Origin of the sequence: Salinimonas iocasae, assembly GCF_006228385.1 — a bacterium.
GTDB classification, from domain to species: Bacteria; Pseudomonadota; Gammaproteobacteria; order Enterobacterales; family Alteromonadaceae; genus Alteromonas; species Alteromonas iocasae.
On record NZ_CP039852.1, the window covers coordinates 154,988 to 172,505 of the forward strand.

The 17,518-nt window shown below is 48.0% G+C and carries 14 protein-coding genes and 1 rRNA gene; 12 read left to right on the plus strand and 3 right to left on the minus strand.

Going from position 1 to position 17,518, the window contains the following annotated elements; translation table 11 throughout:
- Both hemC and FBQ74_RS00645 read right to left on the minus strand, forming a co-directional pair.
- Positions 1–933, minus strand: coding sequence for a hydroxymethylbilane synthase (gene hemC, locus FBQ74_RS00640; RefSeq protein ID WP_139754834.1), 933 nt, complete (start codon positions 931–933; stop codon positions 1–3).
- A gap of 56 nt (positions 934–989) precedes the next feature.
- Positions 990–1,661: an alpha/beta hydrolase gene (locus FBQ74_RS00645; RefSeq protein ID WP_139754835.1), complete on the minus strand. Its 672-nt coding sequence runs from the start codon at positions 1,659–1,661 to the stop codon at positions 990–992.
- A 142-nt stretch (positions 1,662–1,803) separates the two neighbouring features.
- Here FBQ74_RS00645 and gmk point away from each other — a divergent pair, with 142 nt between their 5' ends.
- From gmk to FBQ74_RS00665, 4 genes are all read left to right on the plus strand, one after another.
- The gene (gene gmk, locus FBQ74_RS00650) at positions 1,804–2,457 is read left to right on the plus strand and encodes a guanylate kinase (RefSeq protein ID WP_139754836.1); all 654 of its coding nucleotides are present in this window, start codon (positions 1,804–1,806) and stop codon (positions 2,455–2,457) included.
- A gap of 105 nt (positions 2,458–2,562) precedes the next feature.
- Complete coding sequence (rpoZ, locus tag FBQ74_RS00655; protein ID WP_139754837.1) at positions 2,563–2,835, plus strand: DNA-directed RNA polymerase subunit omega; 273 nt, start codon at positions 2,563–2,565, stop codon at positions 2,833–2,835.
- Positions 2,836–2,968: 133 nt separating this feature from the next.
- Complete coding sequence (spoT, locus tag FBQ74_RS00660; protein ID WP_139754838.1) at positions 2,969–5,077, plus strand: bifunctional GTP diphosphokinase/guanosine-3',5'-bis pyrophosphate 3'-pyrophosphohydrolase; 2,109 nt, start codon at positions 2,969–2,971, stop codon at positions 5,075–5,077.
- 21 nt (positions 5,078–5,098) lie between these two features.
- Positions 5,099–5,485, plus strand: coding sequence for a RidA family protein (locus tag FBQ74_RS00665; protein ID WP_139754839.1), 387 nt, complete (start codon positions 5,099–5,101; stop codon positions 5,483–5,485).
- 64 nt (positions 5,486–5,549) lie between these two features.
- On the opposite strand, the gene FBQ74_RS00670 is transcribed toward FBQ74_RS00665, so the two are convergent.
- Positions 5,550–8,207, minus strand: coding sequence for a glycoside hydrolase family 3 C-terminal domain-containing protein (locus FBQ74_RS00670; protein ID WP_139754840.1), 2,658 nt, complete (start codon positions 8,205–8,207; stop codon positions 5,550–5,552).
- 189 nt (positions 8,208–8,396) lie between these two features.
- On the opposite strand from FBQ74_RS00670, the gene recG reads away from it, so the two are divergent.
- From recG to FBQ74_RS00710, 8 genes are all read left to right on the plus strand, one after another.
- Positions 8,397–10,472, plus strand: a complete 2,076-nt coding sequence (gene recG / locus FBQ74_RS00675; RefSeq protein ID WP_269750717.1) for an ATP-dependent DNA helicase RecG — start codon at positions 8,397–8,399, stop codon at positions 10,470–10,472.
- A 61-nt stretch (positions 10,473–10,533) separates the two neighbouring features.
- The gene (locus tag FBQ74_RS00680) at positions 10,534–11,223 is read left to right on the plus strand and encodes a class I SAM-dependent methyltransferase (RefSeq protein WP_408641345.1); all 690 of its coding nucleotides are present in this window, start codon (positions 10,534–10,536) and stop codon (positions 11,221–11,223) included.
- A 13-nt stretch (positions 11,224–11,236) separates the two neighbouring features.
- Positions 11,237–11,710 (plus strand): peroxiredoxin, encoded by a 474-nt coding sequence (locus FBQ74_RS00685; RefSeq protein ID WP_139754843.1) that lies wholly within the window; start codon positions 11,237–11,239, stop codon positions 11,708–11,710.
- Between the two features lie 269 nt (positions 11,711–11,979).
- Complete coding sequence (locus FBQ74_RS00690) at positions 11,980–12,666, plus strand: response regulator transcription factor (protein ID WP_139754844.1); 687 nt, start codon at positions 11,980–11,982, stop codon at positions 12,664–12,666.
- A gap of 98 nt (positions 12,667–12,764) precedes the next feature.
- On the plus strand, positions 12,765–13,943 hold the full coding sequence (locus FBQ74_RS00695) for a BaiN/RdsA family NAD(P)/FAD-dependent oxidoreductase (protein WP_139754845.1): 1,179 nt from the start codon (positions 12,765–12,767) through the stop codon (positions 13,941–13,943).
- Positions 13,944–14,014: 71 nt separating this feature from the next.
- Positions 14,015–14,374: a hypothetical protein gene (locus tag FBQ74_RS00700; RefSeq protein ID WP_139754846.1), complete on the plus strand. Its 360-nt coding sequence runs from the start codon at positions 14,015–14,017 to the stop codon at positions 14,372–14,374.
- A 106-nt stretch (positions 14,375–14,480) separates the two neighbouring features.
- Positions 14,481–15,413, plus strand: a complete 933-nt coding sequence (locus FBQ74_RS00705) for a type 2 periplasmic-binding domain-containing protein (RefSeq protein WP_168190579.1) — start codon at positions 14,481–14,483, stop codon at positions 15,411–15,413.
- Positions 15,414–15,834: 421 nt separating this feature from the next.
- Positions 15,835–17,366: ribosomal RNA gene (locus FBQ74_RS00710) — 16S ribosomal RNA — on the plus strand.
- Positions 17,367–17,518 lie beyond the last annotated feature (152 nt).

Consider the following 17,518-nt stretch of genomic DNA (forward strand, 5'->3'; position numbering starts at 1 on the left):
CTATTCGTAAAGCGCTTTTAAGATATCTCCCGCACCCTGCGCAAGTAAGGCATCGGCTACTTCTGTACCTAATTCATCAGCCCGGTGAGACTCGCCGGTGGCTGAGGCAAATAAAAGCTCGCTACCATCGGGTTTACCGACCATACCGGTGATGGTCAGTGCTTTGTCATCCAACGTAGCGTAACTACCAATCGGAACCTGACAGCCACCTTCAAGACGGGTATTCATGGCGCGCTCTGCAGTGACACGCAAATGCGTTTGCGGATCGTTTAACGCCTCCAGCAGACTGATGAGTTCAGCATCATCATTTCTACACTCAATGCCTACTGCACCCTGACCAACTGCCGGCAAAGATATTTCAGCAGGCAACTGCTGCGTTATTCTGTCTTCCATTTTCAGTCGGATTAATCCGGCTGCCGCCAGAATGATGGCATCGTAATCGCCGTTATCTAGTTTCGCCAGGCGGGTGTTTACATTGCCGCGAAGGTCGCGAATCTGCAGGTCAGGGCGATACTTTCGAATCTGACACTGGCGACGAAGGCTGGACGTACCGACGATAGCACCCTGAGGAAGCTCATCTAGTTCTTTAAAATTATTGGAAACAAAAGCGTCAAATGGGTTTTCTCTGACACAAATAGCATGCAATCCAAAGGCGTCAGGAAAATCAACCGGCACATCCTTCATAGAATGAACGGCGATATCAGCGCGTCCTTCCAGCATGGCAATTTCTAACTCTTTGATAAAAAGCCCCTTGCCACCAATTTTGGCCAGCGGTGTATCAAGAATTTTGTCACCCTGCGTACTCATTGGAACCAGTTCGACGGTGAGTTGTGGGTGATGCGCTAGTAACTGCGATTTAACATACTCTGCCTGCCACAGTGCCAATGCACTTTTGCGGGTCGCAATTCTGATTGTTCGGGTTTCAGCCGACATGATGATTATTCCTGTATTCGTTTAAAGCCAGCCCAATGGGCCGGGTGCACGCCGGTTCAGCCCAAACGTGCCTGCAGCCATTCACTTACGTGCTGAATTTCTTCCATACATACGTTGTGCTGCATTTGATAGGTATGCCACTGTGGCTCGTAGCCGTTTTCCTGAAGCGTTTTAACCGCCATCTCACCCAATATTTTGGGAACGACCGGATCCTGTTCACCGTGAGCGACAAATATAGGCACATCGCGATTCGCTTCGCTTGCCTGCTCAGCAATCAGACCTGGTTCACACATATATGTGGATAACGCCAGAATGCCTGCAATGCGCTGAGGTAATCTCAGACCCAGGTGGTAGGCGATAACACCACCCTGGGAAAATCCTGCAAGAACGATTTTCTCGGGCGCAAACCCGGCTTCAACCTGGGCATCAAAAAGCTGTTTTATTTGCTGTGCGCTTTCTTCCACCCCGGTAAGATCAGCACGGCTATTAAAATCTAGTGATTTGATGTCGTACCAGGCCGGCATTTCCATATTGTTGTTGATGCTGACAGGGCGGACCGGTGCGTGCGGGAAGAGAAATTTGACCGGCATGGATTCGGGCAGTTGCAGCTCAGGAACGATAGGCGCAAAACCGTGACCGGAATCACCCAGACCATGCATCCAGATGACGCAGGCCTGCGGGTTATCACCGGTATTGACTTCAACATGTGGAATTAAAGAATCAGACATAATACTTGTTTTACACCTTGTTATTACGGTGCCCGCGCGACTGTATGGCGGGCATGACAATGATAGCCATTACGGCATTTAATGATTATGCTACCATTGCAGGTTAAAATGACCACCCTATTAGATTTTCAAAAATACAGTTATGGCATCTCAATTAGGAAATTTGTTTATTCTTGCTGCGCCATCCGGGGCAGGCAAATCCAGCCTTATAAAAGCGCTGCTAGAAAAGCATGAGGATGCTGCTGATTTTCCAATGGAAGTATCGGTATCCCATACAACACGCAAGCCGCGTCCGGGTGAGGAAGATGGTGTCCATTACCATTTTGTCAGTCGCGAGCAGTTTGAAAAGCTGATCGAGCAGGGCGTGTTCTTCGAATGGGCTGAAGTGTTTGATAATTACTATGGCACCTCGCGGGTCACCATCGAACAAACGCTGCACCGTGGTATCGACGTATTTCTGGATATCGATTGGCAGGGGGCACGCCAGGTTAAGAAACTTTTACCTGATGCCTGCGGTGTTTTTATTTTGCCGCCGTCTACGCAGGTGCTTAAAGAGCGTCTCAATCGCCGCGGTCAGGATAGCGATGACGTTATCGCTTCACGTATGCGTGAAGCGGTGTCAGAAATGTCACACTATGACGAATTCGATTACGTGCTGGTAAATGATGACTTTTCGGTGGCGCTTAGCGACCTGGAAGCGGTGGTACGGGCACAAAGACAGCGCACTGCCAAACAGCAAATGCGTCATTTAGATCTGATTAAAGATCTGCTGGGCGATCAAAACGCTGATCGTTAGCGTTTAATGATGTAAAATCGAACAAAACACTAGGACTAAGAACGGTTGTAAGCTATACTGCGCGGCCGTTTTAAATACTGCACAATTCATTTTTCGGAGAATTTCATGGCTCGCGTAACCGTAGAAGATGCGATAAATAAAGTAGGTAACCGCTTCGATTTGGTGCTGGTTGCAGCCCGTCGTGCCCGCCAACTGGCTACAGAAGGCAAAGAAGCTATGGTTGATGTAGCAAATGATAAGCCTACGGTAACCGCACTTCGTGAAATTGAAGAGGGTCTGGTCACTGTTGAGACGCTGGAACAAGATGCTATGCGTGATCAGGAACAGCAGGAACAAGCTGATTTTTCTTCTGTTGCGAACATTCTGTCAGATCAATAATCTGCACATCGCCTAATCCTTTAGTCAAAAACGCCAGTGATCGTCGCGATCCCTGGCGTTTTTGCATTGGCATTGAGGGTAATACCTCGTATTCTGTCTGTTCATTCTTTAGATTGGAAAACTGTTAAATACTGTGTATTTATTCGAGGGCTTAAAACAAAAAATTTCTGATTATCTGCCGGCCGAGCGTGTTCAGCTGGTACAGGATGCTTTCGTGCTGGCGCATGAAGCGCACGATGGTCAGATGCGCTCCAGTGGCGACCCTTATATCACGCATCCGGTAGCCGTGGCTGGCATTCTGGCGGATATGCATATGGACCACGAAACATTGATGGCAGCACTGCTACACGATGTTATCGAGGATACGCATTTCGGTAAGGCCGACCTGGCTGAGGCTTTTGGTGACACAGTCGCCGAGCTGGTGGAAGGGGTCAGTAAGCTCGATAAGATAGCATTCAACAGCAAACAGGAAGCGCAGGCTGAGAATTTCCGTAAGATGATGATGGCCATGGTGCAGGACATCCGGGTTATCCTCATTAAACTGGCGGATCGCACACACAATATGCGAACGCTGGGTGCGTTGCGTCCGGATAAGCGTCGTCGTATTGCGCTTGAAACGCTTGAGATTTATGCTCCCATTGCCCACCGCCTTGGTATTCATGATGTAAAAAATGAGCTGGAAGATTTAGGTTTTCTGGCAATGTACCCAATGCGACACCGGGCGTTAAAATCTGCGGTGAAGCAAGCGCGCGGTAACCGTAAAGAAATTATTGAGAATATTCGTCAGGAGCTGGATACCCGGATTGACGAGTACAAGATGAAAGCCATTGTTATTGGTCGCGAAAAACATCTGTATTCTATCTATCGAAAGATGCGCAATAAGGAATTGATGTTCAACGAGGTTATGGACATCTATGCGTTCAGGGTACTGGTTGATTCAGTGGATAATTGCTACCGCACACTCGGCGCTATTCACAGTTTGTACAAGCCCATTGAAACCCGTTTCAAAGACTACATCGCCATTCCGCGTACCAACGGTTATCAAAGTCTGCATACATCGTTAATTGGCCCCCATGGCATTCCGGTGGAAGTACAGATACGCACGCATGCCATGGACCAAATGGCAGATAAGGGCGTGGCGGCGCACTGGATGTACAAGGAGCCCGGAGACAGCGATACCACTGCGCAATTACGTGCACGTAAATGGATGCAAACCTTGTTGGAATTGCAGCAAAGCGCCAGTTCCTCGTTTGAGTTTATCGAATCGGTCAAAACTGACCTGTTTCCTGATGAGATTTATGTGTTTACGCCGGATGGCCGCATTATTGAATTGCCCACTGGCGCTACCGCTGTCGACTTTGCCTATGCGGTGCATTCTGATATTGGTAATACCTGTGTGGGTGTACGGGTTGAGCGCCGTAATTACAGCTTAAGTAAACCGCTGGAAAATGGTCAGACGGTAGAAATTATTACCTCACCGAAAGCGAAGCCAAATGCTAACTGGCTGAACTTTGTGGTCAGCGCCCGGGCGCGTACCCGTATCCGCCAGTATCTGCGCAAGCAGCATTCTCAGGAAGCGGTGAATATGGGTAATCGCTTGTTACGTCACGCGTTAGGCAATGCCAAACTGGATGAAATTCCGGGTGAAGATATTGACCGCGTCGTGGCAGAAACCAAACACCAGAGCTTCGACGATTTGTTGGTGGACATTGGCCTGGGTAATGAACTTAGTGCGATAGTCGCAAGGCGTCTTTTAGGTCAAAGCGAAGAATTGCCGGATAAAAAAGGCAATGTGGCTATTCGTGGTACTGAAGGCTTATTAGTACACTACGCACGCTGCTGTCACCCCATACCTGATGATGAGATTGTTGCGGTACTGAGCCCGGGTCGCGGAATGACTATTCACCAGACCGGCTGTAACAATATTCGTAAGTTATCCCGTGAAGAGCCTCAGCGCGTACTGCCCATGCAGTGGGATGACAAACCGCAGGGTGAGTTTAAGGCCTCGCTGCGTATTGAGCTTTATAACCACCAGGGAACGCTGGCAACACTGACCAATACTATCTCTGGTACCGATTCTAATATTATCGGGCTTCAGACAGAAGAAAAAGAAAGTAATATTTATTTTATTGATATTGAACTGACCACACACAATCGTGTGCATCTGGCGCGAATTATGAAGAAAATCCGTACCATGCCGGAAGTCCAGCGCGTGTCACGCCATAGTCAGTTAAAGCATTAAATCAAAAATTAGGATCCGATTATGTCTAAATCTATTATTCAGACCGACAATGCACCACAGGCAATTGGCACTTACAGCCAGGCAGTAAAAGCCGGTACGACGGTGTATTTATCCGGCCAGATCCCTCTGGTTGCAGAGACTATGGAAATGGTTTCTGAAGATTTCGAAAAACAGGCGCGTCAGGTCTTCGAAAATGTAAAGGCGGTATGTGAAGCGGCCGGCGGGTCAATGAATGATGTGGTGAAGCTCAATATCTACATGCTGGACTTGTCCCACTTTGCCAAGGTGAACGAGATTATGAGTAGTTATTTCACTCAGCCGTATCCAGCACGCGCGGCCATTGGCGTGGCTGCCTTGCCTAAAGGCGCCCAGATTGAAATAGATGGCGTAATGGAACTGCCTGAATAAGCAATTTCAAATTATGTAAACATTAAAGGCCAGCGTCATGCTGGCCTTTTTTATTGGTGCTGATTTACCGGGCTATGTTAACAACAGCGTGTTGTATCTTTGTTTTTGGCGTATGAGCAGGCTGACCATCGCCGACAAAAACATGCAATGACCCGGTGTACGCGACAGATTCGCCACTATCATTTACATAAGTAAGCTCATCGGCATCAACGGTTAACGTAATGGTTTCGCTACTACCCGCTTCAACAGGCTCTTTACTGAATGCTTTTAATGCGACGCGCGGAACACGTATTGGGGCATCCGGCATTTTTACATACACCTGAGTGACTTGCTCTGCCGCAAAGTCACTCGAGTTTTCAAGCGTGACTGTAATTGATAAAGGCTCACCTGACTGGAGCGTCGAGGGGGCTTCTAAATTACTGTAAGTCACATCACTGTAATCCAGACCATGTCCGAACGGGTAAAGCACATCACCTGTGTAATAGCGGTAAGTTCGGTTGTCCATTGCATAATCGTCGAAATCTGCAAAGCCGTTAAGGTTTCGGTAAAAAGTGACCGGCAACCGACCCGACGGATTAATATCACCGTATAGCAGTTTGGCAAGTGCGCTGCCTGTTGCTTCTCCCGGATAAAATGCCTGAACAATGGCATCAAGATTTTCATCCGACCAGTTCAATGCCATGGCGCTACCGGAAAAGTTAACCAGAACAATAGGTTTACCGGTCTTTTTCAATGCCTTAAGTAGTGCTTTTTGTTCATCGGGTAAATCGATGTCTGTTCTGTCACCATAATTAAAACCGTCCAGTTTGACCGGCATTTCCTCACCTTCTATGCGAGGTGTAATACCCATTACAGCAACTATCACATCGGCTTTATTAGCAATGTCTACTGCCTGGCGTTTCAATGCTTCAGTTGTATTGACCCAGCGAACGGAAAACTGTTTTCGGGTGATGGCGGAGGTATTACTTATTTTGTTATCTGCAAACTGCATACTGATAGAAATTGGATAGGCTTTCCCGGCTTCCAGTTCGATGGTACCAGTGACTGTGTTGCCATTAATGTTAATTTCAGCATCGCTATCGAACTGATAGGTTCCATTACGTTCGGGCTTTAAAAATCCTTCCCAGATAACGCCGAAATTTCCCAGTACTTGCTGGTCTATCGGTGAGCGGTCAAAATAAAAGTCTAACGCCTTATCGATGCGCGTTAATTTCGGCTGGTCACTGGCATGAACCGGAAATGTCAGATTTGAATAGTCGGAAATTTGACCTTGTTTAAGTGAGTAATATTTCCCGGTCAAGCCCTTTGCCATAGAGCCATCGTCTTTCCTGTGAAAAAGTACGCGGCTGTCCAGGATCTCAGCATGGCCGTAGATATCATCAATAATGGCGCTGCCCGGAGAATAGGAAACGTTGCTCTTGCCAAGGTGAGCCTCTAACCCCTGAAGTGGCGTGATAGGGTTTATCGGAATACCATTATAATTACCCAACAACACATCCTCGTTATTAGCGTTAGGGCCTATAACGGCGACCTTTTTATCTCGGGCCATGGGCAGCAGCCCGTTATTTTTTAACAACACCAGCGACGAGGCAGAGGCAGCTTCGGTCAGTTTCAGGTGAGAGTCAGAGCCAACAACCTCCATAGGAATGGCGGCATATTCTGTATCGTTAGCATTATCAAACATGCCGAGTTTAAAACGTGTCATAAACAACCGCTCAACGGCCTGGTCAATCAAAGATTCATCAATCAGTCCTTTTTGCACGGCAAATCCCAGATTGGCAAACGTACTAAGTGCACCCGTTCCACAGTTTAGGTCGGTACCACTTTTAACCGCCCATGCTGCGGCTGCCGCAGGAGCTTCCACTACGTTGTGCGCCTCAGGATCGTAAAAATCGCGAATCGCGCCACAATCAGACATAACGTGACCATCAAATTCGTACTCACCGCGAAGGACTTCTTTGAGCAACTTATCGCTACCGCAAGCAGGTAAGTCATTCACACGATTGTAGGCACACATTACGGCTTCAACATCGGCATCTACAACTGCCTTTTTAAATGCCGGCAGATAGGTTTCGTAAAGGTCTTTGTCGGATACGACGTAATTATCTGAGTGTCGACTGATCTCAGGGCCGTTATGAACGGCGAAATGTTTTGCTGTAGCTGCTGTTTTCAGATAGTCAGGATTGTCTCCCTGCAAGCCGTCAATAAAGGCTACACCCAACTCACCGGTCAGGAAGGGATCTTCGCCGTAAGTCTCCTGACCACGACCCCAGCGGGGGTCACGAAAAATATTTATGTTGGGTGACCAGAATGTCAGCCCGGTGTAGCGATACCGAATATTTTCGCGCTGATAAAAATGATATTTGGCACGCGCTTCATCAGAAATTGCGGTGGCGACAGAATAAAGCATTTCGTCATCCCACATAGCAGCAAGGCCAATTGCCTGTGGAAAAACGGTTGCCTTCCCAGCCCGCGCAACACCATGCAGAGCCTCGTTCCAGTAATCGTAAGCGGGAACGTTGAGGCGTTCGATTGCTGGTGCATCGTTGTACATCTGGCCGATTTTCTCTTCCAGCGTCATACGGGAAACTAAATCTTTGACCCGTGTTTCCATTTCAACTGAGGTATCCTCGTAGACAGCAGGAGCCTCATCATTAAAAGCCGATGTCGTGAATGCGGTAAATGCTGAGGTTATGGTGGCTGCGAGCAGGATTTTTTTCATTGCTAAACCAGATAAAAGAAGGATGTTTTTACCTTAAAGCGATGAATGAATCGGGCAACTATATTGATTTAAAACGTAAACACTTTGTTAAAAATAACAAAGGCTGACCGATGACCGATACAACTCGCCTTTAGCTATTCGGTGGTTTACACTTTCAACGTTTTAAACCATGTAAAACAGGACGATAAACTGAATATGCAGTCTCTGGCACGAACACCGATTACCACGCTAAAAGGAGTAGGGGCAAAGGTGGCTGAGAAGCTTGAGAAAATAGGGCTTCGTACCGTTCAGGATGTGTTGTTTCATTTACCGTCCCGATACGAGGACAGAACGCAGGTTTATGCTGTAGACAACTGTCGCCCGTTTACGCATGTCAGCATTCAGGGCGAGGTGAAAAGCGCAGACATTCAATACGGCAAAAAAAGAATGCTGGTGGTAAAAGTCAGTGACGGCACCGGCACAATAACGCTTCGATTCTTTCATTTCGGTGCCGTGCAGAGAACCATGCTTTCCCCGGGTAATCAGGTGCGATGTTTTGGAGAAATCCGCACCGGTAAATGGGGCCTGGAAATGATGCACCCTGAATTTGCGCTGATTGAAGAGGATGCTGAGCCAGACAGTCCTACGTTAACGCCGGTTTATCCAACCACTGAAGGCGTGAAACAACTGACCCTTCGAAATCTCACAGAGCAGGCGCTCGCTCTGCTGGATAAAGGAGCTGTTGCAGATCTGCTGCCGGAAGGAATGTACGCCCAGCAGGTATCATTGAATGATGCACTGCATCTTGTTCACCGGCCACCGCCAGATGCCGGGCTGGTATTGCTGGAAGAGGGTAAACATCCCTCACAGCACCGCCTGATACTGGAGGAATTACTCGCCCATCATCTTAGTGTTCTCAAGGTACGACAGGTTTCTGACCAGCAACCCGGGATCGCCATTTCTGTTGATGACAGACTAATAGAGCAACTGTTAGCCGGACTTCCATTCAAACCCACTGGTGCTCAGGCCAGGGTGACCGCCGATATTCAACAGGACATGCAACGTGGCCAGCCTATGATGCGCTTGGTTCAGGGCGATGTGGGCTCAGGTAAAACGCTGGTGGCAGCATTTGCTGCGCTGTCAGCCATTGGAGCGGGATATCAGGTAGCGCTGATGGCGCCGACAGAGTTGCTTGCTGAACAGCATGCCAATAATTTTCGTCAGTGGCTTTCACCATTAGGGATTGAGGTTGGCTGGCTGGCCGGAAAGCTCAAAGGTAAAGCCCGTGAACAGGTACTGGAACGTCTTGAAAATGGCGACATTCAAATGTTGGTGGGAACGCACGCTATTTTCCAGCCAAATGTTACCTACCAGCAGTTGGCGCTGGTTATCGTCGACGAGCAGCACCGATTCGGTGTGCACCAAAGATTAGCCCTGAGAGAAAAAGGAGAGGCGCAGGGGCGTTTTCCCCATCAGCTTATTATGACGGCAACGCCTATTCCGCGCACTCTGGCGATGACCGCTTATGCGGACTTAGATACTTCTGTTATTGATGAATTACCGCCGGGGCGGACACCGGTGACTACGGTAGTGGTTCCCGATACGCGAAGAGATGATGTCATTGGTCGCGTTCACGAAGCCTGTAAAAATGGCCGTCAGGCGTACTGGGTCTGCACGTTGATTGATGAATCAGAAGTCTTGCAGTGTCAGGCCGCCGAAGATGCAGCGGTAACTTTAAAAACTGCGCTACCTGATTTGCGCGTGGGCCTGGTACATGGTCGACTCAAACCGGCAGAGAAAGCAGAGGTGATGGCGCAATTTAAAGAAGGCGAGCTTGATCTGCTGGTCGCGACAACGGTTATCGAGGTCGGCGTTGATGTGCCAAATGCCAGTATCATGATTATTGAAAATCCTGAGCGGTTAGGACTGGCGCAGCTTCATCAGTTACGCGGACGGGTAGGGCGTGGCGCGGTTGAAAGCCAGTGTGTGCTTCTTTATCAAAGCCCCTTATCTAAAACCGCAACCCAGCGTCTGGGTGTTTTGCGTGAATCCAGCGACGGCTTTTATATTGCACAACGCGATTTGGAAATACGCGGCCCTGGCGAATTGATGGGAACCCGGCAAACGGGTATTGCAGAGCTTCGCATTGCCGATTTGGTTCGTGATGCAGCACTGATACCTCAGGTGCAGGATATTGCAGAACGTCTCTGGCGCGAATACCCCTCGCATGCGCAAGCGATAATCAATCGCTGGATTGGCGATAAGGAGCAGTATGGTCATGCCTGATGCAGTACCATTTTGGGTATCGACGGATGCTAGTCCGCGAGACAGGAAGCTGGCACAAGCGATGGCTACTCAATGGAATTTACCGCTGGCAGCAACGTTGCCCGACGGGTTAATGTTGGTAATTGAAAATAATCTGCTACAACTTAAAGATAACGAAAAACCGCGACAGCAGGGTATTTATGTTGATTTTCTGGCTGGAGATATTCAGTACAGACGGCAACATGGCGGAGGTAAAAAAGAACCTATTGCAAAAGCAGTGGGGGTTAAGGGACAGAATGTACCTACTGTAGTAGATGCAACACCAGGCCTTGGCAGAGATGCATATGTGCTGGCGTCATTGGGCTGTAAAGTCATTATGGTGGAACGTTCAGCAGTCGTTGCTGCCTTACTGGAAGACGGTCTGCGAAGGTTGGCAGAGTCTGAACCAGCGTTAGCCGGACAGCTTTCGCTGGTTCATGGAAACAGTATTGAGGTTATGGCTGGCTGGACAGCTCCGGATATTGATGTGGTGTATTTGGATCCGATGTTTCCTCACCGCAAAAAGGCGGCAGCAGTTAAAAAAGAAATGAAAGTGTTTCAGCAGTTGTTGGGTGACGATCCGGATTCAGATCAGCTATTGGCACCGGCACGTCGTCTGGCACGAAAAAGAGTTATAGTGAAGCGGCCTAACAGTGCGGCATACCTTGCTGATACAGCGCCGTCGATGGCAATAGCCAGTAAAAAACATCGTTTTGATGTTTACATAAAATAATCAGGAGAAAAACATGTTGAATGTAGGTGGTTCCTTACCAGAAGTCTCGTTTGGAATAATCAAGGACGGAGAACTCATCAACCCGCACACAAATGCACTCTTTGGCGATAAAAAAGTAGTGGTGTTTGGTGTACCCGGTGCCTTTACACCTACCTGTTCAGAAGCACATCTACCTGGCTACGTTGCGCTTGCTGACAAGCTGAAAGCCAGGGGCGTTGATGAGATAATGTGTGTTTCGGTAAATGATGCGTTTGTAATGGATGCGTGGAAAAAAGCAAGCAACGCAGATGAGATTATTATGCTGGCTGATGGTAATGCTGTTTTTACCAAAAATATCGGGCTGGATATGGATACGGGCACGTTCGGTGGTACGCGCTCGCTACGATACTCAATGCTTGTTGAAGACGGTATTGTGACGCAGCTGAACGTCGAGGATCCGGGTCGTTTTGATGTTTCTGATGCGCAGACAATGCTGGATAGTCTTTAAGCCGGTAATATAAGTAAACCAAGCCTGAGGTTGTGGCGTATACACTCAGGCTTTCGTTATAATACGTTTTTAGCAGACGGAATAAATTTAATGTTTTATTTCTGGTGCGGTAAACACACTCTGCTAAACTCGAACAATAATAACGAAACTTTCCGAGGTGAAGGTCAGGCAGTACTTCACGTATTGTAAACCTATACCCAGCGCGCATTCGAGTCAGTCAGGACTGTCTGACGTTCTTCTATTTCGCTGGGCCATGGAGGGTTGTACTTATGGCAAAAGGCCAAAAGTTCAATGTATATCTAATTTCTCCGTCTTGCTATTCAGATGTTCAGCAGGACCCGAATGTCAATCTTTTTAAAGGATTGCTTAATACCTGCGGTTACGATGTAATCGAATTAGGTAGCACCGAGGCATTGCCTGAAACCTCCAATCAGGATCTGGTTTTCTACGATGCCGCGACACAGACCAATAAACTCAGCGACTTTTATCAGCGCAACGGTAATGCCCGGTGGGTGTTGTTCAATCTGCAGCCAGGCGAACTTGATGAGTGCGAGGCAATTATCGCGGGCGTAGAGGGCACATTCTATGCGTCGGATTCACCGGAATTGTTGCTTAAAGGTGTACGTCGTTTAGATAAAATGGATGTGTGGTTCAAGCGTGGCTCAATTAATGAAGCATTACGCAGAATGCGACAATACGCGCGTCGGCCTGCAATTTCTAAAACCCGGGCCAGTCGTCCGACAGACTCTGCTGCTCATCCAAAGCTAACAAAACGTGAGCTGACAATTATCGAGCTGGTTTCCAAAGGTTCACAAAACCAGGAAATTGCTGATCAATTGCATATCTCTGTAAATACGGTGAAAACGCACATCTATAGTATTTTCAGAAAAACGCATTCACGTAACCGTATTGAGCTATTGTCCTGGTCTCAAAACTATATGAGCGAACAAGCCTGACGGGGAAATGCTCCTCGTCAGTCTCTTTAGCTAAAGGCGTTTTGTTCCTCTGATTCCCTGCGTATAATCGGCGCGAAGATTAACTCAGGGGTAGTAAAGTGATAAAGCGCGACGTCATTGTTATTGGAGCGGGAGCAGCCGGGCTGTTCTGCGCAGCGCAGGCTGGTCAGCGTGGAAAACATGTGGAAGTGCTTGATCACGCGAAAAAGGTCGGCCGAAAGATTCTTATGTCTGGCGGCGGGCGTTGCAATTTCACTAACATGTATGCTGCTCCGGAAAATTATCTCTCCCAAAATCCTCATTTTTGTAAGTCAGCCTTAAGCCGTTATACGCAGTGGGACTTTATCGGTCTCGTTAATGATTACAAGATTCCTTATCATGAAAAAACACTTGGCCAGCTTTTTTGTGACAATAGCGCCTCGGATATCGTTGAAATGCTTCTTGCAGAGTGCGAGAAGGGGGGCGTTAACGTTACAACACGATGTGATATTACTCACGTTGATAAGGTCGAAGACGGTTTTGTGCTGCAAACCAGCCAGGGCGAGTATCAGTGCGAATCGTTGGTTATTGCTACCGGTGGATTAAGCCTTCCAAAACTTGGCGCAACGCCGTTCGCTTACAAGATTGCTGAGCAGTTTGGTCTGCGGGTGTTGCCTACCAGAGCCGGACTCGTGCCATTCACGCTGCCGCCGGAGCTTAAAACCTCATTAGCTGAGATTTCAGGTATCTCACAAACGGTGCGCGCCTCGTGCAATGATACTTCGTTTGTTGAAGATATGTTGATCACACACCGTGGCATTTCAGGACCGGCTATTCTACAAATCTCATCTTATTGGGATGGACAACCAGTAAAGCTTGACCTGAGTGTGAATGAAGATCTTGCTGAAAAACTTAAAACCGAGAAAGAGACAAAGCCTAATGTTTTGCTGAAAAACTTTATTGCAACCTGCTTTGCCCGGCGATTTGCCGACACGCTAGTCAAAATTCTCAATCTGCCAAACGTGCCCTTAAAGCAGCTTAACGATAAACAAATACAAAGTATTGCCGACCAGCTGCACCACTGGCGCATCCAGCCCGCGGGTACCGAGGGCTATCGAACGGCTGAGGTCACACTGGGCGGCGTAGATACCAATGCACTGTCGTCTAAAACGATGGAAGCGCGGGACGTTGAAGGCTTGTTTTTCATCGGCGAAGCAGTAGATGTCACCGGGTGGCTTGGCGGCTACAATTTTCAATGGGCATGGAGCTCGGGATGGGTCGCGGCTCAATTTGTTTAAATGATAATGATTTTTATTTGCATGTTTATGAGGCATAGACTAACTTAAAACAAAATCACGGAGATTTTGTTATGCAGACGACCTACCTATGTGCCAAACATGCTGAATGGGTTTATACCAATCCTAACGAAGCCGCTTACTTTCTTAGCAGAGATGAAAAGCAAGGGGCTAGCTTATTTAACACGGGGCGATACTCAGACTCCATTCCTTACCTGGGCTGTGCATTTGACATAGCAGAGATACTATTGGAGTTGGACGATAATGCCCGGCCCTGGCTCATTAAAAAGCTACAAACTTTGAGTTATATGCTGGTATGCGCATATCAGATGGCTGAACATGCTGAGTTGAAGCAGGCCATCGCGCTACGAACAATAAATATTGTGAGCACATACCTGGCGGCGGCCCATCACGAGCAATCTTCTTTATACTAATTGTTACCTTTTACGCTGCAATTTAGTTTAGCGTCAGTCTCAAAAGTGAACTAGTCTGAATAGGATGAGCACTTATGAATTGAAAAGCAAGCTGACAGGGAAAGGGATGAAAGTGTTAAACACGATGTGGCTGATACTAAGTATTGCTTGTATCGGCGTTTCACCGTTAGCACAGGCAACGCCAGAATCATCAGAACAAAACCATAGCAAACTGTATATACCCAGTGAAGTAAGCACCACTGATGAAATCCACTACTATATAGTTGATATATTGACGCGCGCGCTTGAGCTTACCGAAAATAGTTACGGTACTTTTGAGTTGGAAGTGCAACGTGAGTCGACAGTCCAAACTCGTCAGTTGCTAAATCTCGAAAAAGGTATGGCAGATGTCATATGGATGATAAGTAATGCCGAACGCGACCAGAGGGCGCGCGCGATTCCCGTACCAATCATTGGCGGGCTATATGGTTACCGCGTATTAATGGTTAAAAAAACAGACGAGCGTTTCTCAAAAACCCTGTCTTTATCTAGCCTGCGACAATTGTCTTTGACTCAGGGCCCAGACTGGCCGGATACTCAAATCCTTCAAAGCAATGACTTTGCTGTAGTGAAGAATCCCTACCGGGCGGGATTCAGAGCAGTGCGTAATGGCTATGCTGATGCGTATCCCAGGGCACTACATGAGGCAAAACTGGAACTTCAAAACGATGTGACCCGGGACCTGAAGATAGATGAACACCATTTGCTGTTTTATCCTAACCCACTATTCTTTTATGTGAACAAAGACAATACCGCACTGGCTGAACGAATAGAGTCAGGCCTGCAGATGTTAGTTGAAAGCGGAGAGCTTCAGCAACGACTAAGCAAGACGGTATTTTATCAGCGAACCGAAGATGCATTTGCAGCTCGCAAAGTATATGAACTTAAAAATACAGTATTAAGTGATATAGCAAGGCAAGCTGTGAATAAATACCTGAAGGAAGAAGCACCGCTGGAATATGCCGGAAAAGAAAACCCGGTAGTTACTAAATCGGATTAATACAACATTAAGAAGATACATCTGAACGCTGAAACGATGAGATCCACGATAGATCTGATGCTAAATGAATCAGATCGCACAGCAAATAAGCAAACAAACGCAATATGACAGTTTTTTGAAATTAAGTGTTGACGGCGCGGCTCAGATCTCTAGAATGCGCACCACTTCGACGGGACAGGCCAACAGGCAAGACAGTTGAAGGGCTTTATCAGACAGGCTTACGCCGACATGAAAAGCGGTTTTCCAAGGCCTTCGAAATTAACTTTCAAAAAGGTGTTGACAACGAAAACCAAGCGCGTAGAATGCGCGTCCCGCTTCGGGGAGAAACGAAGCAAATTGCTCTTTAACAATTTATAACAAGACAATCTGTGTGGGCACTCGTTAAGAGTGTCAACCGACGATTCATAAAGTTTTTCGATTTTAATTGAAGAGTTTGATCATGGCTCAGATTGAACGCTGGCGGCAGGCCTAACACATGCAAGTCGAGCGGTAACATTTCTAGCTTGCTAGAAGATGACGAGCGGCGGACGGGTGAGTAATGCTTGGGAACTTGCCTTTGCGAGGGGGATAACCACTGGAAACGGTGGCTAATACCGCATAATGTCTACGGACCAAAGGGGGCTCAGGCTCTCGCGCAAAGAGAGGCCCAAGTGAGATTAGCTAGTTGGTGGGGTAAAGGCTCACCAAGGCAACGATCTCTAGCTGTTCTGAGAGGAAGATCAGCCACACTGGGACTGAGACACGGCCCAGACTCCTACGGGAGGCAGCAGTGGGGAATATTGGACAATGGGCGCAAGCCTGATCCAGCCATGCCGCGTGTGTGAAGAAGGCCTTCGGGTTGTAAAGCACTTTCAGTGGGGAGGAAGGCTAAGTAGTTAATACCTGCTTAGATTGACGTTACCCACAGAAGAAGCACCGGCTAACTCCGTGCCAGCAGCCGCGGTAATACGGAGGGTGCAAGCGTTAATCGGAATTACTGGGCGTAAAGCGCACGCAGGCGGTTTGTTAAGCTAGATGTGAAAGCCCCGGGCTCAACCTGGGATGGTCATTTAGAACTGGCAGACTAGAGTCTTGGAGAGGGGAGTGGAATTCCAGGTGTAGCGGTGAAATGCGTAGATATCTGGAGGAACATCAGTGGCGAAGGCGGCTCCCTGGCCAAAGACTGACGCTCATGTGCGAAAGTGTGGGTAGCGAACAGGATTAGATACCCTGGTAGTCCACACCGTAAACGCTGTCTACTAGCTGTTTGCGACTTTAAGTTGTGAGTAGCGAAGCTAACGCGCTAAGTAGACCGCCTGGGGAGTACGGCCGCAAGGTTAAAACTCAAATGAATTGACGGGGGCCCGCACAAGCGGTGGAGCATGTGGTTTAATTCGATGCAACGCGAAGAACCTTACCTACACTTGACATGCAGAGAACTTTCCAGAGATGGATTGGTGCCTTCGGGAACTCTGACACAGGTGCTGCATGGCTGTCGTCAGCTCGTGTCGTGAGATGTTGGGTTAAGTCCCGCAACGAGCGCAACCCTTGTCCTTAGTTGCCAGCATTAGGTTGGGCACTCTAAGGAGACTGCCGGTGACAAACCGGAGGAAGGTGGGGACGACGTCAAGTCATCATGGCCCTTACGTGTAGGGCTACACACGTGCTACAATGGTATTTACAGAGGGAAGCGAGACAGCGATGTGGAGCGGACCCCTTAAAGAATATCGTAGTCCGGATCGGAGTCTGCAACTCGACTCCGTGAAGTCGGAATCGCTAGTAATCGCAGGTCAGAATACTGCGGTGAATACGTTCCCGGGCCTTGTACACACCGCCCGTCACACCATGGGAGTGGGATGCAAAAGAAGTGGTTAGCCTAACTTTTAGAGGGCGATCACCACTTTGTGTTTCATGACTGGGGTGAAGTCGTAACAAGGTAACCGTAGGGGAACCTGCGGTTGGATCACCTCCTTACCGATAACGTCGTTGACGCTCTTGATGTAGTGTTCACACAGATTGTTTTGTTATCTCACCGTAATACGATGTATTAGGGTGATGTAACGAATGCCAAAAGAAATTGCTTCGCAATATTTTTTGGCAAAACGTTCTTTAACAATTTGGAAAGC

What these genes read in the sequence shown, in the direction of transcription:
- hemC (WP_139754834.1), bottom strand. Translation starts at nt 933, where the DNA reads ATGTCGGCTGAAACCCGAACAATCAGAATTGCGACCCGCAAAAGTGCA.
- FBQ74_RS00645 (WP_139754835.1), bottom strand. Translation starts at nt 1,661, where the DNA reads ATGTCTGATTCTTTAATTCCACATGTTGAAGTCAATACCGGTGATAAC.
- gmk (WP_139754836.1), top strand. Translation starts at nt 1,804, where the DNA reads ATGGCATCTCAATTAGGAAATTTGTTTATTCTTGCTGCGCCATCCGGG.
- rpoZ (WP_139754837.1), top strand. Translation starts at nt 2,563, where the DNA reads ATGGCTCGCGTAACCGTAGAAGATGCGATAAATAAAGTAGGTAACCGC.
- FBQ74_RS00665 (WP_139754839.1), top strand. Translation starts at nt 5,099, where the DNA reads ATGTCTAAATCTATTATTCAGACCGACAATGCACCACAGGCAATTGGC.
- FBQ74_RS00670 (WP_139754840.1), bottom strand. Translation starts at nt 8,207, where the DNA reads ATGAAAAAAATCCTGCTCGCAGCCACCATAACCTCAGCATTTACCGCA.
- FBQ74_RS00680 (WP_408641345.1), top strand. Translation starts at nt 10,534, where the DNA reads ATGGCTACTCAATGGAATTTACCGCTGGCAGCAACGTTGCCCGACGGG.
- FBQ74_RS00685 (WP_139754843.1), top strand. Translation starts at nt 11,237, where the DNA reads ATGTTGAATGTAGGTGGTTCCTTACCAGAAGTCTCGTTTGGAATAATC.
- FBQ74_RS00690 (WP_139754844.1), top strand. Translation starts at nt 11,980, where the DNA reads ATGGCAAAAGGCCAAAAGTTCAATGTATATCTAATTTCTCCGTCTTGC.
- FBQ74_RS00700 (WP_139754846.1), top strand. Translation starts at nt 14,015, where the DNA reads ATGCAGACGACCTACCTATGTGCCAAACATGCTGAATGGGTTTATACC.
- FBQ74_RS00705 (WP_168190579.1), top strand. Translation starts at nt 14,481, where the DNA reads ATGAAAGTGTTAAACACGATGTGGCTGATACTAAGTATTGCTTGTATC.